Here is a 17,692-nt window from a genome sequence, read left to right as displayed (position 1 = left end):
TTACATAAATGAAACTCCCGCAATAGCGGGAGTTTTTTTGTTTTATGATTTGCTTAGGTTCCAGGAAATTGATGCGAGCCAACTACTTTTAACCACCTGTTTCGTTTCAGGGGTATAGGCCGCATCGGTAAACGTGTTATCTCCATATTTAGAATATACCCGGTCAACTTCCGAGAATGCCATACCTACATGGAGGATAAGCCTTTGATATTTTCCGAATAAAAAGCTGATTGTAGGCGCAATGGTTAGTTTGGCCTGATCGTTAAACCTGAGGCCGGCCCCTAAAGAAGCCCCAAAGTTAACCGGCTTAAGCAGCTGGGTATGAAAATTTACAAAACCCATAGCCCCATAAGAAAGCCCGCCTTTATCTTGTTTGTGTAAAGTATATTCATCGGTTGAAGTAGTAGTACTTGTTACATCTTCCCCAATCACAGTAGTCTCTATAGTCTCTACAGTTTTAGTGTACGTTTCATCATAAAGCCCGGAAAAGAACATACCTGCCGAATAATCTATTTTGATTGCTTTTTTTACAGGCAGCACTATTAAAGGGTGTGTAGTAACATTATTAGCAGCATCTTTAAACGAAACTTTAAGCGAAAACTCATCTGTATCGCCTACAATGTACGCCCCTTTGTTTTCTGTAAACTGTAATGAATTTGCTTTTATAATATTACCCGAAGCAGTGTTAATTGTTGCAGATAACTTTGCATTTATATCTCCTATAAGTGTTTGGGCCTGGGTTACCGTATTGGTTATAGAGGTATTTAAAGCCCCGCTACTACAAGTACCCGCCATTCCTTCCAGTTTTTTCGTTTCTTTTTGAACATCAGCAATACCTTGTTGCAGTGCAGTTAAATAATCAGTTTTAGCTTTAATTATGTTTGCACCTTCGGCTAAATTTTTAAAAACATAATCCGTAGCTTGGGCCGTTGCATTGGCATTGGTCTCGGGTACATTATATTGCTTCCTGATATTGTCTATATACACATCAAGGTCATGGTAAAAAATATCCCTATCCAGTACAGGTACTGTCTTGTATGCATCAAAAACGGCATTAAATGCCTCAACCTCTTTGTAAAATTTGTTCCAATTATTAATAAGGTCACTCAGGTTCTTTTCTGAGGTATTTACAACACTTACCTGGGCGCACTTAGCATCATTTAGTTTTTTAGTAGCTTCATTTGTTGAAGCTGACCATCCGCGCTTTGCCGGTGTGCCTGAAGTTGAAGCTGTACCTGAAGCCTGCCCCTGCGTTACAGTACTGCCTTTAGTAATATAATCTAACAATACTGTAGGCTGGTTACCCGCACCCGACACAAAAAACAACACATTGGCATCCTGCTGTACAGTAATTGATGTATTTAACGGGTTAGGGTTTTGTACTCTTACATTTACATTTGCGCCTTCAGTAACATAGGCATCAGGCTGTCCTACAACAGTACCGTTCTGCTGAGTTAATTCGGTAGTTTTATCTGCATGATACGTGATTTGAGTTATAGTACCTGTACTACCGCAAGACGCCAGCAGTAAAAAAACTACTACAGAAAAATAGTAACTTAGTTTCATATACAGTGTTTATTTAGTTAGTTCACTGTAAATCTATGAATTATAAAAGACACTAAAATACCCACATGTAGGTATTTCCAAAAAATATAACTAAAACATTAATTATAAATAAAGTAACCTACTTAACAGATAACCTTTCACTCACCTCCTTACCGTTTGCATCTTTCCCATAAAAATCTACAAACAGCACATTAGTACCCAGTTTACCCATTTGCAGGTACAGGCGTTTCAGTATAATGGTTTTGCCGTTTACAGCAGTAATTACATACGGCTCACCATCTTTGGCCAGCTTCAGCAGCAGCCTTTGTGTAGGATATGCCGATAGCGTAAACTCGCATCCTGTAGCCGAAACACTTGTTACCGTAACACCATAGGCCATTTTGCGCTGCACCGGGCTTAGCTCCTCCTTCATCCCACCCTTTTCGTAGGTAATGCGGTACACCTCTATAGGGTCGGCAGTGTTTAATTTGCCCGACTTAGCAAGGTTAGCATCGTATACAAAGGTGTTGTGGTTTTTACTGTGCTGGATATAAAACAACCGCCGGTACGAATCGGCCGGTGTGGGATAGCCCTGCTGGGCATGCGGTACAAGCGGTAGTAAAAAAAGCAGTGCCAAAAGTAATCTCATAGCGGTTTCGGTTTCCTTTAAAATTACATTTTTTACAAATACAAAACGCAGTCACATTAAAAAATACCGTGTGTGCTAACAAACATTTAGCATCTTTGGGGCCGTAAATTTGTATATTAGTACTGCAAACCCTAAAGCTTTTATGGGCCAAAACACTCTTAAATACCGCTTAAGCCAGTGGCTGGAGCACCGCATTAAATACATAGGCACCCTTATGGGCAATGCCTTTGCCATCATCATCAGCCTGGCGCTCCTCACTATAGATTACGTAGCCGACCTCTCTGCCCTTACCGATGAAACCATTATTTACGACCGCCTTACCGGCATAGCATCGCTCATGGTGTCTATCGTTATAGGCATATCGCTCACTTCCTTTTCGGTAATATTTGTGGTAATGCAGCTGGCATCATCGCAGTTTTCGCCACGTATACTGAGGCATTTTTTGGCCAATGACGTACGCATACAGCAATTCATAGGACTGTTTATAGGTACCGTGGGGCTTTGTGTAATGCCCATGGCGGCATCGGCACTCTTCCACGGCAGGCCATTCCCCATAACCATCGGTATGGGCATACTGCTGGCACTGCATTGCCTGGTGTGGAGCTACCCGCGCCTTATTACCTACCTCAGCGTAAACATGAATGTGGCCGCCATAGCCGATAAAATTAAGGTAGACATCGTAACCGAAATAAATGCCCTGTACAGCGAAAACTGGAAACCGGGCAGCCCAATGCTGTATGCCCCGCTGAAGCCCAATGCACAATCGGCACAGGTTATAATAAAGAGCTGCCTTAAAAGCGGCTACCTGGAACACATTAACTACCTGAAACTGGAAAAGCTGGTTACTGTATTTGTAGACAGCCACCCCTGGGCCGACGGGCTTTTTGTGTACCAAAAACCGGTAGTGGGCGAATTTGTAATGCACAACGCTTCTACCCTTTTGGCTGTGGAAATGAAAACTCCCCCTACCCCGCAGCAGGAAAGCATACTACAGGCTGCCTTTGCCGAAATAGCAGACAGCGTATTCAGCGTAAATACCTTCCGCAGCTACACGCAGGATATAAATTTTGGGGTACGCAAGCTGGTAGATATTGCCATAAAGGCTATTTCGCCTGCTGTAAATGACCCTACTACCTGCCTGAATTGTATAGACCAGCTGGCCGATATAGCCTTTAACCTGCAAAAGAAACAGTTCCCTACCACCGAGGCACGAAAGCTGGAGGGCAAGAATATTATTGTAAATGAATTTAACTTCGACCTGCTGATTGACTTTTGTTTCGACCAGATTTTCCAGTGGGGAAAGGAAGACCCTACCGTGGTGCGCCGCCTGCTGCATACCCTTACCCTGCTGGCCGATAATGCCGAAAACCCATATAACCTTATGGTACTGATACGGCAGGTACGCGATATGGAATTGCAAAAAATATATACCGAGCAAAATATAGCCGACCGGCATATTAAAATTTCGGGGGAAAAGCTGGTAGGGATATCTAACTCGCTCCACCATTTTGAAGATGTGGCCAAAAAGCGCATAGCCTACCTGGAAAAACTGGGCAGGCTACAGCACACCGCCAAAGGCCTGCATGCCGAAATTGAAGCCCGCGAGCACGAAGCCGTACATTACTTAACCGTTTTTGCAGGGCAATAATGTTGCGCTATTTATAATACTCTATATCCCTGTACATTGTACACACACGTTTACTTTGTGCGCTATCAAGGTAAATATCGCACTTAACCCAGTTAGACTGCTTATCATAGGTATACGAAAAAAACTTATCGGCATACTGTTGCTGTACCCGTACCAAATCAGCATATCTTGGGTCTACTTTAAGGGTATAGGCAATGAGGTCGCCCTGCTTATTATACTTTTTTTCGCGATAATGCACTGAGGCAAGGTAATACTCGGGCGGGTTCACAAGATAAATACGTTCGCTCTCTACCCAATTTTCCTTGTTATTATATTGGTATGTTACAGAGCCTAACTCTTTATCTTCGCCGTTATACAAAGTATACTTGTATAACCTGCCCCGGTCATCATACGCAAAGGTAACTTTAGTTTTGGGTATGTTAGTCACCTCACTAAAATTATAAATGTGGCTTACCGTGTGCCCATGCTTGTACAAAATGCAGCTCTTCAGCCTCCCCTTTTCATCATACTCAAACCTGCGTTGCTCCTCGGTATATTTATCTGTCAATATCAGTTTTAGTTCCTTTTCGTTAGCCATAATATTGGGTTTAGCAGGGTTATACGATTTCCTGAACCTTACAACGCCCGTAAGGTTACCGGTTTTGTCATCATAACCGGCCCCGTATAATTCTACAATACCAATTTTTAAACGTGTTGTATCTTTCCGGAAAGTACTGAAATTAGCGTGAACAGCATAAAACTCCTTCGGGAGCATGGGCGGATACTTATATTTTGTGGCGTACTTCTTTTTTTCGGCAATGTCCATGGCATCATATTCATAATACATTGTTTCGCCCTCATCATGTTTCTTAAATTTCAGGTCATCATCAAAAGTCCCCATAAGGGTGCTTACCAGTAGCCCGTCCCTGTTATATTCTGCGTAAGCATTTTCGCCAATTGCGGCTTTTGGTGTCACTATACGGGTTTGGCCCAAAGTTTTGTCATATTCATCTATATAATCTATCCTCAGGCTGTAACTCTTAACCTTCCCTTTCAGGTTTTCGTCCTGTAAATCAGTCTTAAAACCGCTTTGCGCATGCGCAGCCGCCACGCAGCCGATAACAGCCCACAGGCACAACAGGTAAGGCTTTATAATTGTATTCATTGACAACAGTTTACAATATTACCTGCAATAATAAAAATTAAAACAAATACTGCAATGCAGTGCCTGTTAAAATGAACGGATAATGTGTGCTAATGCCTATCTTTACGGACATGAAGCAATTATTTTTATTCCTCGCACTTACGTTTTCGCTGGCAACCATAGCCCAGGATCGCAAAACACTGGAAACCGATGCCGCACGTTTTTATAAAAATACCACTATGGGCAAATACGAAGCTCTTATAGCCGATACCTACCCAAAGATATTTGAAATTATACCGAAGGAAAAAATGATGGAAGGCCTGAAAGCAATGCTGAAGGGCGACGGCTATATTATGGACATACTGGAGGAACCTGCCAACTTTGAGTTTGGTGAAATAAAGCAGATAAACGGTGGCAGCTACTGTATTATAAAGCACGACCTGGTAATGAAAATGACCTTTATGGAACCGCTTAGCGGCATTGATGCCAAAGAAATGCTGAAGAACCTGAAAACGTCTATGAAAACAGAGGATGTTACCTTCAACCCGAAATTCAATTCGTTTACCATAAAGCAAAAGGCCGATATCATAGCCATATCAGACAGCCTTACCAAAAGCAAATGGAAGTTCCTGAACCGCGCCGGGCATGGCCTTATGGCTAAGGTACTGGGCGAAGAAGTGTGTAAGGAACTGGGGGTATAATTAAAACTAAACTTACTGAAACTTCACCTCCCTCCTTTAAGGCCCTTGTAGTCACAAATCACTTCGTGTACTTCTCAGCTTTCAAAAGGAAAGCCCTTGTGTCCTTATCATAGGTTTTTGATGAATTTTCGGGCAACTTTGTGGAACTTTGTGCCTCCCTTGGTGTTCTTTGTGGTAAAATTTCACGTAAAGCCGTGAAGTCGAAAAGATGTGTCGATACGATAACCTTTGGAAAGGGTACCCGAAAAGGCTTATAACTGTTAAAAAAACTGCCACAGCGTCTAAAAAAGTTATCTTTGTAAAAATCCACTTACTACCTTTTTTGCACGCCTATGGAATTATACTATACCGTTTCTATCCTCATTGTACTGGCCAGCTTTTTTGCATACCTCAACGTACGCTACCTGAAGCTGCCTTCTACCATAGGGGTTATGGTCATAGCCATGGCGGTATCTATATTGCTGGTAGCCTTTGGTAATATTTTCCCGAAGACGCTGCACGGGCTGTCAGAGCTTATTAATAAGTTCGATTTTACCGAGCTCCTTATGGGCGCCATGCTGAACTTCCTGCTCTTTGCGGGCGCCATCCATATTAACATAAAAGACCTCCGCGAACAGCGCGGCCCTGTAATGGTATTCTCTACCGTAAGTGTGGTGATTTCCACATTTGTGGTGGGTACACTGGTGTATTTTATCCCTATAAAAGGTTTGGAGATACCGTATATCTACTGCCTACTGTTTGGGGCGCTCATCTCCCCTACCGACCCGGTGGCGGTACTCAGCATACTGAAGCAGGCCAAAGTACGTAAATCACTCGAAACCAAAATCGCAGGAGAATCGCTATTTAACGACGGCGTGGCCGTAGTGGTGTTTGCCGTAATACTGCAACTGGCCGAAGGAAAAGCATCTGACCTTACCCCGCTGCACGTACTGTGGCTGCTGGTTAAGGAAGCCGGTGGGGCTTTCATCGTGGGGCTTACACTGGGCATCACGGCATCGCGCGCCATGCGAAAGGTGGACGATTATAAAGTATCGGTACTTATAACACTGTCTGTAGTAATGGGCGGTTATCTCATAGCACGCTACCTGCACATATCGGGCCCGCTGACGATGGTTTTCGCGGGGATAATGATAGGCAACCTGCGCAAGCGTTTCGCCATGAGTGCCATTACAAAGGACTACCTGGATAAATTTTGGGAACTGAACGACGAAATACTAAACGCGATACTGTTCCTTATCATAGGGCTGGACCTGCTGATGATTAAGGATTTCCATAATTACTGGGTGCCGGGTTTTATAACTGTGGCACTGGTGCTACTGGGCAGGTTTATATCGATTTGGCTTCCTACAAAGCTCATTACATTCAGGGAGAAATTCAGTAGCGGTACCATAAAAATACTGGTATGGGGTGGCCTGCGCGGTGGGGTTTCCATAGCACTGGCACTGTCCATGCACGACAACCCATACAAAAACACCCTGATAGCCATTACCTATTTTGTAGTGGTATTCAGCATTATAGTGCAGGGGCTTACCATTGCTAAAGTGGCTACAAAGATATTATCTAAAGAAGCTTCTTAGCTTCTAAGCAGCTTAGTGGCTAAGAAGCTCAGCAGCTCTTCTATAAATTGTCCGGCAATATCTTACCGGGATTCAAAATATTATTCGGGTCGAATAATTGCTTAATGCCTTTCATTAGTTGCAGTTGCACTTCCGGGAATGCAATATCCATATAATTTTTCTGTACGAAACCAATGCCGTGTTCGCCGCTTAGCGTACCTTTCAGCGAAACCGTTAGCTCAAATATCTCGCGGATGCCTTTTGGCACCTCAACAAGCCAGTTTTCATCGGTCATATCACCCTTAATGATGTTCACGTGGAGGTTGCCATCGCCGGCATGGCCATAGCACACCGAATGGAAACCGTATTTTTTACCAATGGCTTTTATACCTTCAAGCAGTACGGGCAACTCATAGCGGGGTACCACCGTGTCTTCCTCCTTATATACTGAGTGTGATTTTACCGCTTCGGCTACGGTGCGGCGCAATTTCCACAGGGCGTTTTTTTGGTCTTCTGTATCGGCAAACAGTATTTCGTCAATATCAAACTGCTCTACTACACCCATAATCTTTTCGGCTTCGCTAAACAGCACGTCAGGATAATTACCGTCTACCTCTACCAGCAGGTGCGCCTGTACTTCATCCTTAATGTCAATGCTTACATTGTCCAGGTATTTCAGGCCCCAGTCTATGGCATCGCGCTCCATAAATTCCAGTGCACTGGGCACAATCCCCGCACGGAAAATTTCGGCAACAGCCTCACACGCCTGACCCGCCTTAAAAAACGGTATCAGCATCAGTACGTTATGTGTAGGTTTCGGGATGAGTTTTAATACAATCTTGGTAATGATGCCCAGCGTCCCCTCGCTGCCCACCATAAGCTGGGTAAGGTTGTACCCGGTAGAGTTTTTCAGGGTATTGGCCCCCGTCCAGATGATTTCGCCATTAGGCAAAACCACCTCAAGGTTCAGGATGTAATCTTTGGTCACGCCATACTTTACGGCGCGGGCACCACCACTGTTTTCGGCAACGTTACCGCCTATAGAACAGCTCCCCTGGCTGCTTGGGTCGGGCGGATAAAACAGTCCCTTTTCGGAAGCCGTATCGCGCAAAACCTGCGTTATCACTGCCGGGCCTGCTATAGCCTGCAGATTCTTTTCGTCGATTTCCAGTTGGGTAAAACGCTCCATGCTCAGCCCTATACCGCCGTAGATGCTCAGCGCGCCGCCACTGAGGCCGGTACGTGCACCTATGGGCACTATGGGGATTTTATATTCGTTGGCCAGCCTCATTATAGCCGAAACCTCTTCGGGCGTGCCCGGCTTTACCACCACGGCAGGCGGAAAGCTATAGTCTTCGGTTTCGTCATGGCCGTAAGTAATGCGGGTAGCCTCGTCAGTAAAAACGTATTGGGCGCCGGTTACGGCCTGTAGTTGCTCTATAAAGGGAGTGGTAAGCGTAGTGTTCATTGCAGTGTATAAATTACGTTTCAAAAGTAGGGAAATTTAAAAAAACGGCTAAGCATATCTTTTAATTCTTACATTTACTAAAACTGCCACGCCATGAAGTATTTAATCATACTGCTGTCTGTTCCTTTATTAGCTTTTAGCCAGTCCAAAAAAGGGAAACTACAGCTTGCAGAAAACGTTTCGCTTATTTGGGAGATAAAGCCTTTCGTTGAAAAGGAGCATACTGTGCAGACATGCCAATCGGGCGAACTGCAATATATCTGCACCATAGACGGCAAACCATGGTACGGCAGCGATATGGGTATGGAAATGCCCCGAAACCAGTTGGTAAAATTTACCCTGGTGATAGACGGCACGTACATTTATCCTGAAATCAGCGGTATGTTCAACACCAATTTTAGCGGTACACTGAATGATAACCAGGTTAAAATCAGGAAATACGGCGACCGATATGTACTTTCGGGATTCTTTTCAGACGGCGCGGGTACCTATACAGCCAAGTGGCGTATAGTGGGCAACGCAGCTATACGCGAAGTAATTTCAAATGATGAGGCTAATTTTGGGGAGTAGTTTCCAGGAAATAAAATCAGCCAAAGAGGCCTGTTGTATACTTGTCTTCATACAATATATGTATCTTTTTGAGTTAATATAATAAACCTCAATCAATGAAAAGTAAGTCAGTTGTATTGATTATGTTAATCCTCATCACATTATTCGCCTGTAAGACTAATAATGAAAGTCCTTATCCGGGAATTGAAATTGTAAACGACAGCTTTGTAGTATATAATGTAGAAGATTACAGTAAAATATTTTTTGAAAACCGAAAGGCAAAAATAAAATGTATTGATACCATATGCCCCTACAACACTAAGCGTGCACTTGATGATATAAAAAAGGGAAAGAGAATATATTTTACATTTTTAATTCCGCAAACTGAGGGGATGAAAGACCTATTGAAAAAACAGGGAATTGAATATCAGGAAACACTCTTTTATGACATTCAATTGGGCTGTTTTGAAATGCAATGTTATGAAGGGACCATGAATGATTATATATATGAACAATATGGAGAGCATTTCATAGACTCACTGAGAAGTGTCTCTATAAGGGATTATCTCCTAAAACATCCTAAAGCGCAATTCATGGAAGATGGTTTAGATCGCAGGCAGGAATATCTGGATGGTAAAAGATAACTAACCAAAAATATACCGTTTCTTCCTTGGGATAATTCGGTCTATAGAGTACTTGCCACTGCCGGTAATGAGTAGCATTATATAAATAAGCAGGTACAGTATAGCAAGTTCCTGTTTTTCCAAACCTTCGTGGGCATGCACTACAAACACTGCCACAAACATAGTAATTATAGGCGGCAATGCAGCCAGCCGCGTAGCAAAGCCCACAATGAGCAGTATGGAGCATACCAACTCGGCCAGTACGGCAAAGACTAATGTGGGGCCGTCGCCAATGCCTATGGGGTCGGCAAACTTTATGGGGCCGGGGCCTACCAGTAGTTTGTATTTCATAATGCCATGGGTAAGCATAAGCCCGCCGGAGACAACGCGTACCAAAAGCAGGGCAAAACTGTTCAGGTTTTTGTTAATGGTGCTTTTAAAGATCCACATAAGATTTCAAGGAAATAAGTAGTTTGTTCAGGAAATCGAAATTTAAGAATTTCTTTACACTTACAATGTTAAATTTCACATTTTTACATTGTTAATCAAACTATTATGGATTTTTCAAAATGTTGCGGCGAACCTTACCCACAAGCAGGCTATTTTGCAGAAAACAGCAACAATACTGCACTGTTATTCAATAGTTTAAACTTAAAATTCGTCTTTTTATTTAAAATTTAACTAAAAATACTGTAGTAGCAGGTACCAAAACGTCATGCTTACAGCCGAAAGCGGTATGCCTATGCCCACCATCATTCCTGCAAGCTTAGGTTTCAGTCCGTGTGCCGAGGCAAGTATCGCGGCGCTTATCATAGGTGGTGTGGCGGCTTCCATAATAGAGATGTCTATCAGTTCGCCATGGGCATCAAGTACCAGTTTGTACACGATAAAGAAAAAAGCGGGTATCATAAGCAGTTTCATGGCAAGCCCCCAGGCAAGGAATCCCCAGTGCTTACTTTTACGGTCAATGCTCAGTTGCAGGCCTACGGCCACCAGTGCTACGGGTGTTACGCAGCTGCCCAGTTTTTGCAGCACGGTTTGCACCACATCTATAAAATCATAGCCCGTAAGGTTCATTATTGCCCCTATGGCAAAGCCTATAAACGGCGGGAAACTGAATACCCTTTTGGCAATCACCCCTGCCGATGGCGTCCCCCGTGAGTACAGTACCGCTACCAGTACGCCGAGTGTGGACAGCATTACAAACGTGCCGGGCTGATCTACCATAATAGCGGTTTTAAGCCCCTCCTTGCCGTACAGCGCCTCTATAACCGGGAACCCGATGAACGATGAGTTAAGGAACCCGCCGGTAATAATCAGGCAGCCCTGCAGCTTGCGCGGCCATTTCAGCAATTTGCCCATAAGGGCAAAAAACACCCAACTGAACAGAAAACTGAACCACCCTGCACCTACGGGGTAGAGCAGCTTTTCGCTTATCTGGATTTTAGGGATGTAATACAGCGACAGCGCCGGAAGCAGCAGGTATATGGCAAACTGGTTTAGTGCCACGTGGGCATTAGGCGGCACCACATTTTGGCGGCGCAGCATTACACCGGCCAGCATACATACTACAATAAGGATAAGGCTATCCATAAAAGCGGGGAATTTTGGTAATTTCTCAAAGATACGGTACAAAGCCACAGCCTGTATATGATTTTTGTCAATTTAGTAGTTGTTACCATCTTGTTGGAGGCAAAGAAAGTAATGACACACCCCTAACCCCTCTCAAGAGGGGAATAGCTTCACTCATCCCGATAAATCATGGTCTTGGAAATGTGTCCTCACGATAGTCTCAGAAAGGGAAAAGCATAACTCTTGTGTTAAAAATGTATTTACTTTGAGTGAAGCTTAAAGGGTATGAGTGGTAGCTCCCCTCTTGAGACTATCGTGTGGACACATCTTTTTTATCCCCTCCCCAACCCTCCCCCAATGGGGAGGGAGTAGCTTCACTCGTATATTTAGGACTATATTTATTCGTGTTTTTATGCGAAATGTTTACTAACTGTACCCGTTCACGCTCCCCTCTCCAAAGGAGAGGGGTCGGGGGAGAGGACTATATGGCGAATTAGTGTCTCCTCAATAAATGTGTCCACACGATAGCTCTTGAGAGGGGCTGGGGGTGTGTAAACAGATTTGGTATTTAGCACTAAATCAAATCATAAATTATATAATCCTTTATTTTAGCAAACAGATTCGTTTAATTCGCGAAATTCGTGGTAAAAGTTATTTTTCCTTACCGAAATTTTTCTTACATTAGTAACAAATAATATTACAGAATGATTTCCGGAAAATTTGCCATAACACTCCACATCCTTACCCTGATGAGCAGGCACCCGGAAGATTTTTTATCGTCAGATTACCTTGCAGGCTGCATGAACATTAACCCCGTGCTCATACGCAAAGAAATAAGCAACCTTAAAAAACACAACATTGTAGAAAGCCGCGAGGGCAAGTTTGGCGGTGCACGCCTGGCACGCCCCGCTACAGACATTACGCTGGAAGACGTGTACAACACCACGTTTGAGTGTATGTCGCTGGGATTTTCGCGCAATGAGCCAAATGGCAAATGCCCTGTGGGCAAAAACATAAGGGAGAGCCTGGACAGCCTGTACAAAAACATTAACCATTGTATTTGCGCCGAGCTGAAAGGGGTAACGCTGCACGACTTCAGCAGGCAGTTTACAACCGAAACCGTATAACCCAGACACAAACAAATAAACAAACAGATTATGAAAGTAGCGATAATAGGTGCTACAGGCTTTGTAGGCCAGGCACTTGTAAACGAGTTCTCTCACCGCGGCCACAGGGCCACTGCCATAAGCCGCCACCCTAAGCAAACACTTCCGCAGGGTGTGGTTGGCGTTAAGGCCGATATTTTTGATACCGCCGATCTTGCCGAAATACTGAAAGGCCACGATGTGGTAATAAGCGCCTACAACCCGGGGTGGACCAACCCTGATATTTACGTGGACTACCTTAAAGGTGCCGAAAGCATACAAAAGGCCGTGAAGCAGGCGGGCATCAGCCGTTTTATAGTTATAGGTGGTGCGGGCAGCCTGTACGTGGCTCCGGGCTTACAGCTTATAGACACGCCTAAATTCCCAGATGATTATAAAGCAGGTGCCAATGCAGTACGCAAGTACCTGAAAACCCTTCAGGATGAAAAAGAACTGGACTGGGTATTCTTTAGCCCTGCTATAGAAATGCATCCGGGCATTACCACAGGCCGCACAGGTAATTACCGCCTGGGCTTTGACAGCCCCGTATTTGACGATAACCACCGTAATACCCTATCTGTAGAAGACCTCGCCGTAGTGATAGCCGATGAAGCCGAAACACCGCGTTTCCGCAGGCAGCGCTTTACTGCGGGATATTAAAAAGTTTTTAGTTCCGTAACGGCCTATATGTAAGGAGTGGTGTAATGCCACTCCTTTTTTTATTACCCTATGCGCCGCACAAACACTGCCGGGCTGTAATCATTTACATACATCCCGAAATAGGTATACTCATCTGTATGGGCGCGCAACATACAGATATTTAATGCTACAGGAGGGTATCCTTCATTCTGATATATATAGTTGGCTACAGCACCAGCTCCTCGAAGCTTTAACGATGATACTAGCTTGCCAAAAGCTTCCCAACTGGATTTCCTCACTTCTAAATACGTTGTCCGGCCATTTTCAAGGTCAAGTTGGTTAAACCCGTGTGGCTTTACAATTTCCACCGTACCGAAATCAGGTTCTGCAAATTCAATAAAGTGTTTCATACATTCGATTTAAATACAAAGCAATTTTAAGAAAAAAATCTATTTGTAAGATTTTTTTCTTTGTGTATTTTTTAACATTATGCTGTGCATAAGTTTCCCCTGCTAATAATTCCCTACAGTTAGGTATTGCCAAGAGAAATCTTAATCAATAGATTTACAACCACTTAACTCAAGTTTCTTATATAAATCCAGGTTATGCCGGGGTGACCTCCCATATGCATAAGTGAGCCGGGAAACACTTGTAAAAAACGGGGAGAATCCTGAAAAGCCATACGAGTAAGGGCAAAAACAAAAAATTATGGATACAATTCTTTTAGGGGTAACCTTAGGGGTTGCCGCAATTAGCCTCATTTTTAACGCGGGCTATATCATTCATGAACTGGGCTGGTTTCCACACACTAAAGACAGGAAAACCAACCGTGAAGCCTTTGGCGGGCTAACTTCAAAATACCATGCACAAAAAGTCCTTTCGCACGATTACCAGGTAATGGACGGATGGAACTATGACCTGAGGAAACTGGGGCATGCCGATGTGTATAATTTTAAAGACCCTTATGATGCTTTAAACAACGTAATAGCCAGGTATGAGCAAAATCCTACCCGAAGCAGGTATGATGACCTTGTACACTTGTCTAACTATATCAGTAACCACGTAAAAGCTGATGAAAAAATCAATTCGCTCATCGACCGGATTTCCGAACTTTCTTTAACCAAACCTTTTAATACCTGATATTATGGCAAATGCAAGACTATTTGAGCACAACGGTCTCGGCGGCCGACAGCTGAATGTAGACAACCCTGCGCCGCAACGCTACCTGCTGGCTACATACGGGTTTATTAACGAAATGGGGTTTAATGATAAGGCTTCATCCCTGCGCCTGGGAGCATCGGCAGCATCTCCTCCCAATACCTGCTACCTTTTTGAAGATGCGCGGTTTTCTGGGAAATTAAAAGCCTTTGCCTATACGGGTAACAGGGATGTTAATTCGCTACCTGATTTTAACGACAAAACATCGTCTGTGTTATTGGTTTCACACGACCCTACCGAACGGAAATCACTGCTAAATATAAGGCGGCTCGCCGGGGCAAGGGTTAACGGCCTTATTGATGATATGCTAAGGGGTATAAATGAAATTAAGCGTGATGGCAATGTTTTATTTAAATTTAAAATCGACGCCTTTGAGATAGGGCAATTTGGTAATGACCTCATAAAAATAGAGGTCCCGTTAAAGATAAACCTGCCGCTTTTTATCACCTATAAAGCTAAAATTGGCTATTATGTAGACCTCTTTATTACGTCAGACCATGTTTTGCAGGGAGCCGTAGCAGGCTGGTGGTACTGGATAGAAGGAGGGCTGTTTACCGGCAGTATAGAAAACCGCCTGCGCCCCCAGGTAGCAGATAATGCGGCTATAGTGGAAGCACAGCTAAACACCATGCTGCGCGAACTGAACTGGCACCGCTGGACGGATGTTTACCTGCTGCCCGGGCAATGTACAGCTATAAGTAACGACTACGACAGCCATACAGATGATGAATGTACCATAGTACTTCCCTACAGGGACTAAATCATTATAACTAAAGGAGTAAAACCATTGGCAAGATAATAATCCTACTCACTTTTATAAGCCTTGCATGCTCTTGGTTTTACTTCCATCTTAAAAAATGACCAACAACTACACTACAGGGATATAAATATCCTCTTCGCTGTCGTCGGAGCCGTTTTTGTAGTTAGCACCAAGGATTTCGAAATGCGGGCGTGCACCGAGAGTATAACCGCTTTGCGGCAGCCATTCACCTAAAATATACCGGAACACTTCGGCACCATTGGCAGGGTTGCCTTTGTAGTGGAATACTGCATATTTTCCGGCAGGAATAGTTATGGTAGCCATGCCCTGTGGCACAGTACTAAAATCAGTTGCAGCCACCGCCGCCCATTTTTCAAACTGTGCATTCGGGTTGAAATGCTCAAAAAATCCTTTAGGATAGTGTTGCAGCGAAAACAGGTTGGCATCAACCGCCCATATTTCCTTACGGCGCGGCATAAACTGTTGCCAAAGCAGCGGCGTGGTATTTTGCGCAAAGCTCATGGTGCAGTGCAGCCCCACAAGCCTTGTTTCAGGAAAGGTAATTATTTCGGGCAATGAAAGACTATTCCCAATACTCATTGTCCACTTTCTTTATGCATTGCTCCTTGTCGTTTTTAAATACTTTTACCTCTTTAAGGTCGCGGTTCGGGTTGAACTTACTGTCATAAAGCGTAACATCGCCGGTTTCAAAATTTTCCTCACGCAGCGGGTTGCCACGCTCGTCAAACTGCATTTCATACACGGGGTTGCTGTATTCGTATTCCTTACGCAGTGCAGGCCTGCCTTTTTCAAAACGCTGCACTATGCGGCCGGTTTCCACGCCTTTCATAATCGTGCGTTCGTCTATAACATTACCGTCGTAGTCAAACACAAACTCCTTAATCATCTGCGGGTCGTTTGTAATAGGTTGCGAAAAGTACTGCACCGTTTTAGCATTTCCATGGGTATATTCGCGTTCTATAGAGGTAACAATATCGCCGGTGCGGCATATCGTTTCCTTTAGCCTGAGGCCGCTGTCGTACTTTACGGTTTTGGTAAGCACGCCTTTCGGGGTAGTGGAGATCACGCTGAGTACCTTGCCCTTTTTGTACGTATAGGCCTCATCAAGCGCCAGGCTGCCCTTTACCGTACGGCGGAAGTGTACCAAATCGCCGTTCATGTATTCGCTGGTTTCCTCGCTTACCAGGGTATCGTTACACACGTACTGCACCAGTACGGGGTTGTTTTCCTGGTATTTATAAAGGGTGCGGTTTACCACCACCTTGCCTTTGGCCGATGTAGTTTTGTTTATCTCCTCGGTAAGTTTACCTTTTTTATCAAAGTGCTGTGTGGTTTCCTCGTTAGTGCAGGGGTTGGTTATATGTTGGGTTTTTAGCTTTTTAACCTGGGCGGTTGTGGCACTGGTAAGCATAAGCAGCAAAACACCGAAACGTAATTTCTGTATCATAAAAGCAAAGGTGGTTTTATTGGTAAAATTAATAATAAAAACGCCCTATGCTGCACAAATATTGCGCCATTTTAGTTGGGTGAATTGCCAAAATCCTTGGCAATACAGCCGAAATCCTTACTTTTGGTAAAAATCAGGTCCATGAAAAAAATGTTTGCCATCGCGGCATTGTCTATTATATCCCTTACCTATGCGCAGGACTGCAGCAAGGCGGCATCTCTCGAAGCACAAAAAAAACTGAACGAGGAGTATGCCAACCCAAAAACGTCGCCGCTTACCAAAAAAGACCGCAAGGCATTTAAATCGCTCGCTTTTTACCCGGTAGACCTCAAATACTGCGTTACCGCAACACTGGCACGCACGCCAAACGAAAAGCCCTTTGCCATGGCGACTACCGATGGCCAAACCCGCCAGTATGTAAAGTACGGCGAACTGCGTTTTACCGTAGACGGCAAAGCCTGCAAGCTTGATGTGTACCAAAGCCTGGATCTTATAAAGCGCGAGGAATACAAGGACTACCTGTTCCTTCCGTTTACCGACGACACCAATGATGAGGGCAGCTATGCCGGCGGCCGATACATAGACCTGCGCATACCGCAGGGCACAACCATACAGATTGATTTTAATAAAGCCTATAACCCGTACTGTGCCTACAACCACGACTATAGTTGCCCCATACCGCCAACAGGCAATTACCTGCAACTAAAAATTGAAGCAGGGGTAAAGGCGTATAAGAAGTAGTTTTTTTGGTTGATGGTTGTTAGTTGTCGGTTATTGGGAACTTCACTCGGAAATATAAGTATGTTTTTATTGGCAAATACTTCAGTAGAGACGCATTGCATGCGTCTCAGAACTGGTAGCGGGTATACACTTTAAACGCTGATAGCTGATAGCTAACAAAAAAGCCGCCCATTACAGGCAGCTTTGCTTTGTTTCCCAAGGGAGGATATATGTTAGAAAGGATTTCCGCACTGCTGCCCGCCTGCCGTGTTGCTGGCCGTTTTTCACATTACTGTGCCGGCGTAGGT

General features: G+C 44.2%; 19 protein-coding genes. 10 read left to right on the top strand and 9 right to left on the bottom strand.

From position 1 onward, the window contains the following. Nucleotides 1-42 precede the first annotated feature (42 nt). Nucleotides 43-1,566 carry a hypothetical protein gene (locus tag ACZIX4_RS16990; RefSeq protein WP_463336839.1) on the bottom strand — a complete coding sequence of 508 codons (1,524 nt, stop codon included), beginning with the start codon at nt 1,564-1,566 and terminating at the stop codon, nt 43-45. A 118-nt stretch (nt 1,567-1,684) separates the two neighbouring features. Then, on the bottom strand, nt 1,685-2,194 hold the full coding sequence (locus tag ACZIX4_RS16985) for a DUF4833 domain-containing protein (protein ID WP_463336838.1): 510 nt from the start codon (nt 2,192-2,194) through the stop codon (nt 1,685-1,687). A 142-nt stretch (nt 2,195-2,336) separates the two neighbouring features. Here ACZIX4_RS16985 and ACZIX4_RS16980 point away from each other — a divergent pair, with 142 nt between their 5' ends. Further along, on the top strand, nt 2,337-3,842 hold the full coding sequence (locus ACZIX4_RS16980; RefSeq protein WP_463336837.1) for a DUF2254 family protein: 1,506 nt from the start codon (nt 2,337-2,339) through the stop codon (nt 3,840-3,842). Between the two features lie 7 nt (nt 3,843-3,849). Here the strand turns inward: ACZIX4_RS16980 and ACZIX4_RS16975 are convergent, their stop codons facing one another. Further along, complete coding sequence (locus tag ACZIX4_RS16975; protein WP_463336836.1) at nt 3,850-4,986, bottom strand: hypothetical protein; 1,137 nt, start codon at nt 4,984-4,986, stop codon at nt 3,850-3,852. Nucleotides 4,987-5,096: 110 nt separating this feature from the next. Between ACZIX4_RS16975 and ACZIX4_RS16970 the strand changes: the two genes are divergently transcribed. Then, the gene (locus tag ACZIX4_RS16970; protein WP_463336835.1) at nt 5,097-5,666 is read left to right on the top strand and encodes a hypothetical protein; all 570 of its coding nucleotides are present in this window, start codon (nt 5,097-5,099) and stop codon (nt 5,664-5,666) included. 332 nt (nt 5,667-5,998) lie between these two features. Beyond that, the gene (locus ACZIX4_RS16965) at nt 5,999-7,243 is read left to right on the top strand and encodes a cation:proton antiporter (RefSeq protein ID WP_463336834.1); all 1,245 of its coding nucleotides are present in this window, start codon (nt 5,999-6,001) and stop codon (nt 7,241-7,243) included. A 40-nt stretch (nt 7,244-7,283) separates the two neighbouring features. Here the strand turns inward: ACZIX4_RS16965 and ACZIX4_RS16960 are convergent, their stop codons facing one another. Further along, entirely contained in the window at nt 7,284-8,690 is a 1,407-nt protein-coding gene (locus tag ACZIX4_RS16960) for an FAD-binding oxidoreductase (protein ID WP_463337103.1), read from the bottom strand. Nucleotides 8,691-8,783: 93 nt separating this feature from the next. Here ACZIX4_RS16960 and ACZIX4_RS16955 point away from each other — a divergent pair, with 93 nt between their 5' ends. Next, nucleotides 8,784-9,260, top strand: coding sequence for a hypothetical protein (locus tag ACZIX4_RS16955; protein ID WP_463336833.1), 477 nt, complete (start codon nt 8,784-8,786; stop codon nt 9,258-9,260). A 95-nt stretch (nt 9,261-9,355) separates the two neighbouring features. Continuing rightward, entirely contained in the window at nt 9,356-9,883 is a 528-nt protein-coding gene (locus ACZIX4_RS16950) for a hypothetical protein (protein WP_463336832.1), read from the top strand. On the opposite strand, the gene ACZIX4_RS16945 is transcribed toward ACZIX4_RS16950, so the two are convergent. Both ACZIX4_RS16945 and ACZIX4_RS16940 read right to left on the bottom strand, forming a co-directional pair. Continuing rightward, nucleotides 9,884-10,312, bottom strand: a complete 429-nt coding sequence (locus tag ACZIX4_RS16945) for a DoxX family protein (protein WP_463336831.1) — start codon at nt 10,310-10,312, stop codon at nt 9,884-9,886. Nucleotides 10,313-10,543: 231 nt separating this feature from the next. Next, entirely contained in the window at nt 10,544-11,455 is a 912-nt protein-coding gene (locus ACZIX4_RS16940) for an AEC family transporter (protein ID WP_463336830.1), read from the bottom strand. A 683-nt stretch (nt 11,456-12,138) separates the two neighbouring features. On the opposite strand from ACZIX4_RS16940, the gene ACZIX4_RS16935 reads away from it, so the two are divergent. Both ACZIX4_RS16935 and ACZIX4_RS16930 read left to right on the top strand, forming a co-directional pair. Then, nucleotides 12,139-12,561, top strand: a complete 423-nt coding sequence (locus ACZIX4_RS16935) for an RrF2 family transcriptional regulator (protein ID WP_463336829.1) — start codon at nt 12,139-12,141, stop codon at nt 12,559-12,561. Nucleotides 12,562-12,591: 30 nt separating this feature from the next. Beyond that, nucleotides 12,592-13,239: an NAD(P)-dependent oxidoreductase gene (locus ACZIX4_RS16930; protein ID WP_463336828.1), complete on the top strand. Its 648-nt coding sequence runs from the start codon at nt 12,592-12,594 to the stop codon at nt 13,237-13,239. Between the two features lie 62 nt (nt 13,240-13,301). Here ACZIX4_RS16930 and ACZIX4_RS16925 read toward each other — a convergent pair whose 3' ends face one another. Beyond that, nucleotides 13,302-13,628, bottom strand: coding sequence for a hypothetical protein (locus ACZIX4_RS16925; RefSeq protein WP_463336827.1), 327 nt, complete (start codon nt 13,626-13,628; stop codon nt 13,302-13,304). A 298-nt stretch (nt 13,629-13,926) separates the two neighbouring features. Here ACZIX4_RS16925 and ACZIX4_RS16920 point away from each other — a divergent pair, with 298 nt between their 5' ends. After that, complete coding sequence (locus tag ACZIX4_RS16920) at nt 13,927-14,358, top strand: hypothetical protein (protein WP_463336826.1); 432 nt, start codon at nt 13,927-13,929, stop codon at nt 14,356-14,358. Nucleotides 14,359-14,362: 4 nt separating this feature from the next. Beyond that, a complete protein-coding gene (locus ACZIX4_RS16915) occupies nt 14,363-15,196 on the top strand; it encodes a hypothetical protein (protein WP_463336825.1) in 834 nt (277 codons plus the stop codon). A gap of 108 nt (nt 15,197-15,304) precedes the next feature. Here ACZIX4_RS16915 and ACZIX4_RS16910 read toward each other — a convergent pair whose 3' ends face one another. Together ACZIX4_RS16910 and ACZIX4_RS16905 are read right to left on the bottom strand one after the other, a co-directional pair. After that, nucleotides 15,305-15,796, bottom strand: coding sequence for a GyrI-like domain-containing protein (locus tag ACZIX4_RS16910; RefSeq protein WP_463336824.1), 492 nt, complete (start codon nt 15,794-15,796; stop codon nt 15,305-15,307). Then, nucleotides 15,780-16,664, bottom strand: coding sequence for a toxin-antitoxin system YwqK family antitoxin (locus ACZIX4_RS16905; RefSeq protein WP_463336823.1), 885 nt, complete (start codon nt 16,662-16,664; stop codon nt 15,780-15,782). The genes ACZIX4_RS16910 and ACZIX4_RS16905 overlap by 17 nt, the downstream gene beginning before the upstream one ends. Before the next feature lie 141 nt (nt 16,665-16,805). On the opposite strand from ACZIX4_RS16905, the gene ACZIX4_RS16900 reads away from it, so the two are divergent. Beyond that, entirely contained in the window at nt 16,806-17,405 is a 600-nt protein-coding gene (locus ACZIX4_RS16900) for a DUF1684 domain-containing protein (RefSeq protein ID WP_463336822.1), read from the top strand. Nucleotides 17,406-17,692 lie beyond the last annotated feature (287 nt).

The organism is Flavobacterium niveum, assembly GCF_055231775.1.
Note: the sequence above shows the minus strand (reverse complement) of the source record. Positions and strands in the feature narration are given on the sequence as shown.

What these genes read in the sequence shown, in the direction of transcription:
- ACZIX4_RS16955 (WP_463336833.1), top strand. Translation starts at nt 8,784, where the DNA reads ATGAAGTATTTAATCATACTGCTGTCTGTTCCTTTATTAGCTTTTAGC.
- ACZIX4_RS16910 (WP_463336824.1), bottom strand. Translation starts at nt 15,796, where the DNA reads ATGAGTATTGGGAATAGTCTTTCATTGCCCGAAATAATTACCTTTCCT.
- ACZIX4_RS16970 (WP_463336835.1), top strand. Translation starts at nt 5,097, where the DNA reads ATGAAGCAATTATTTTTATTCCTCGCACTTACGTTTTCGCTGGCAACC.
- ACZIX4_RS16905 (WP_463336823.1), bottom strand. Translation starts at nt 16,664, where the DNA reads ATGATACAGAAATTACGTTTCGGTGTTTTGCTGCTTATGCTTACCAGT.
- ACZIX4_RS16935 (WP_463336829.1), top strand. Translation starts at nt 12,139, where the DNA reads ATGATTTCCGGAAAATTTGCCATAACACTCCACATCCTTACCCTGATG.
- ACZIX4_RS16900 (WP_463336822.1), top strand. Translation starts at nt 16,806, where the DNA reads ATGAAAAAAATGTTTGCCATCGCGGCATTGTCTATTATATCCCTTACC.
- ACZIX4_RS16920 (WP_463336826.1), top strand. Translation starts at nt 13,927, where the DNA reads ATGGATACAATTCTTTTAGGGGTAACCTTAGGGGTTGCCGCAATTAGC.
- ACZIX4_RS16915 (WP_463336825.1), top strand. Translation starts at nt 14,363, where the DNA reads ATGGCAAATGCAAGACTATTTGAGCACAACGGTCTCGGCGGCCGACAG.
- ACZIX4_RS16925 (WP_463336827.1), bottom strand. Translation starts at nt 13,628, where the DNA reads ATGAAACACTTTATTGAATTTGCAGAACCTGATTTCGGTACGGTGGAA.
- ACZIX4_RS16950 (WP_463336832.1), top strand. Translation starts at nt 9,356, where the DNA reads ATGAAAAGTAAGTCAGTTGTATTGATTATGTTAATCCTCATCACATTA.
- ACZIX4_RS16960 (WP_463337103.1), bottom strand. Translation starts at nt 8,690, where the DNA reads ATGAACACTACGCTTACCACTCCCTTTATAGAGCAACTACAGGCCGTA.
- ACZIX4_RS16985 (WP_463336838.1), bottom strand. Translation starts at nt 2,194, where the DNA reads ATGAGATTACTTTTGGCACTGCTTTTTTTACTACCGCTTGTACCGCAT.
- ACZIX4_RS16965 (WP_463336834.1), top strand. Translation starts at nt 5,999, where the DNA reads ATGGAATTATACTATACCGTTTCTATCCTCATTGTACTGGCCAGCTTT.
- ACZIX4_RS16980 (WP_463336837.1), top strand. Translation starts at nt 2,337, where the DNA reads ATGGGCCAAAACACTCTTAAATACCGCTTAAGCCAGTGGCTGGAGCAC.
- ACZIX4_RS16990 (WP_463336839.1), bottom strand. Translation starts at nt 1,566, where the DNA reads ATGAAACTAAGTTACTATTTTTCTGTAGTAGTTTTTTTACTGCTGGCG.
- ACZIX4_RS16940 (WP_463336830.1), bottom strand. Translation starts at nt 11,455, where the DNA reads ATGGATAGCCTTATCCTTATTGTAGTATGTATGCTGGCCGGTGTAATG.
- ACZIX4_RS16945 (WP_463336831.1), bottom strand. Translation starts at nt 10,312, where the DNA reads ATGTGGATCTTTAAAAGCACCATTAACAAAAACCTGAACAGTTTTGCC.
- ACZIX4_RS16930 (WP_463336828.1), top strand. Translation starts at nt 12,592, where the DNA reads ATGAAAGTAGCGATAATAGGTGCTACAGGCTTTGTAGGCCAGGCACTT.
- ACZIX4_RS16975 (WP_463336836.1), bottom strand. Translation starts at nt 4,986, where the DNA reads ATGAATACAATTATAAAGCCTTACCTGTTGTGCCTGTGGGCTGTTATC.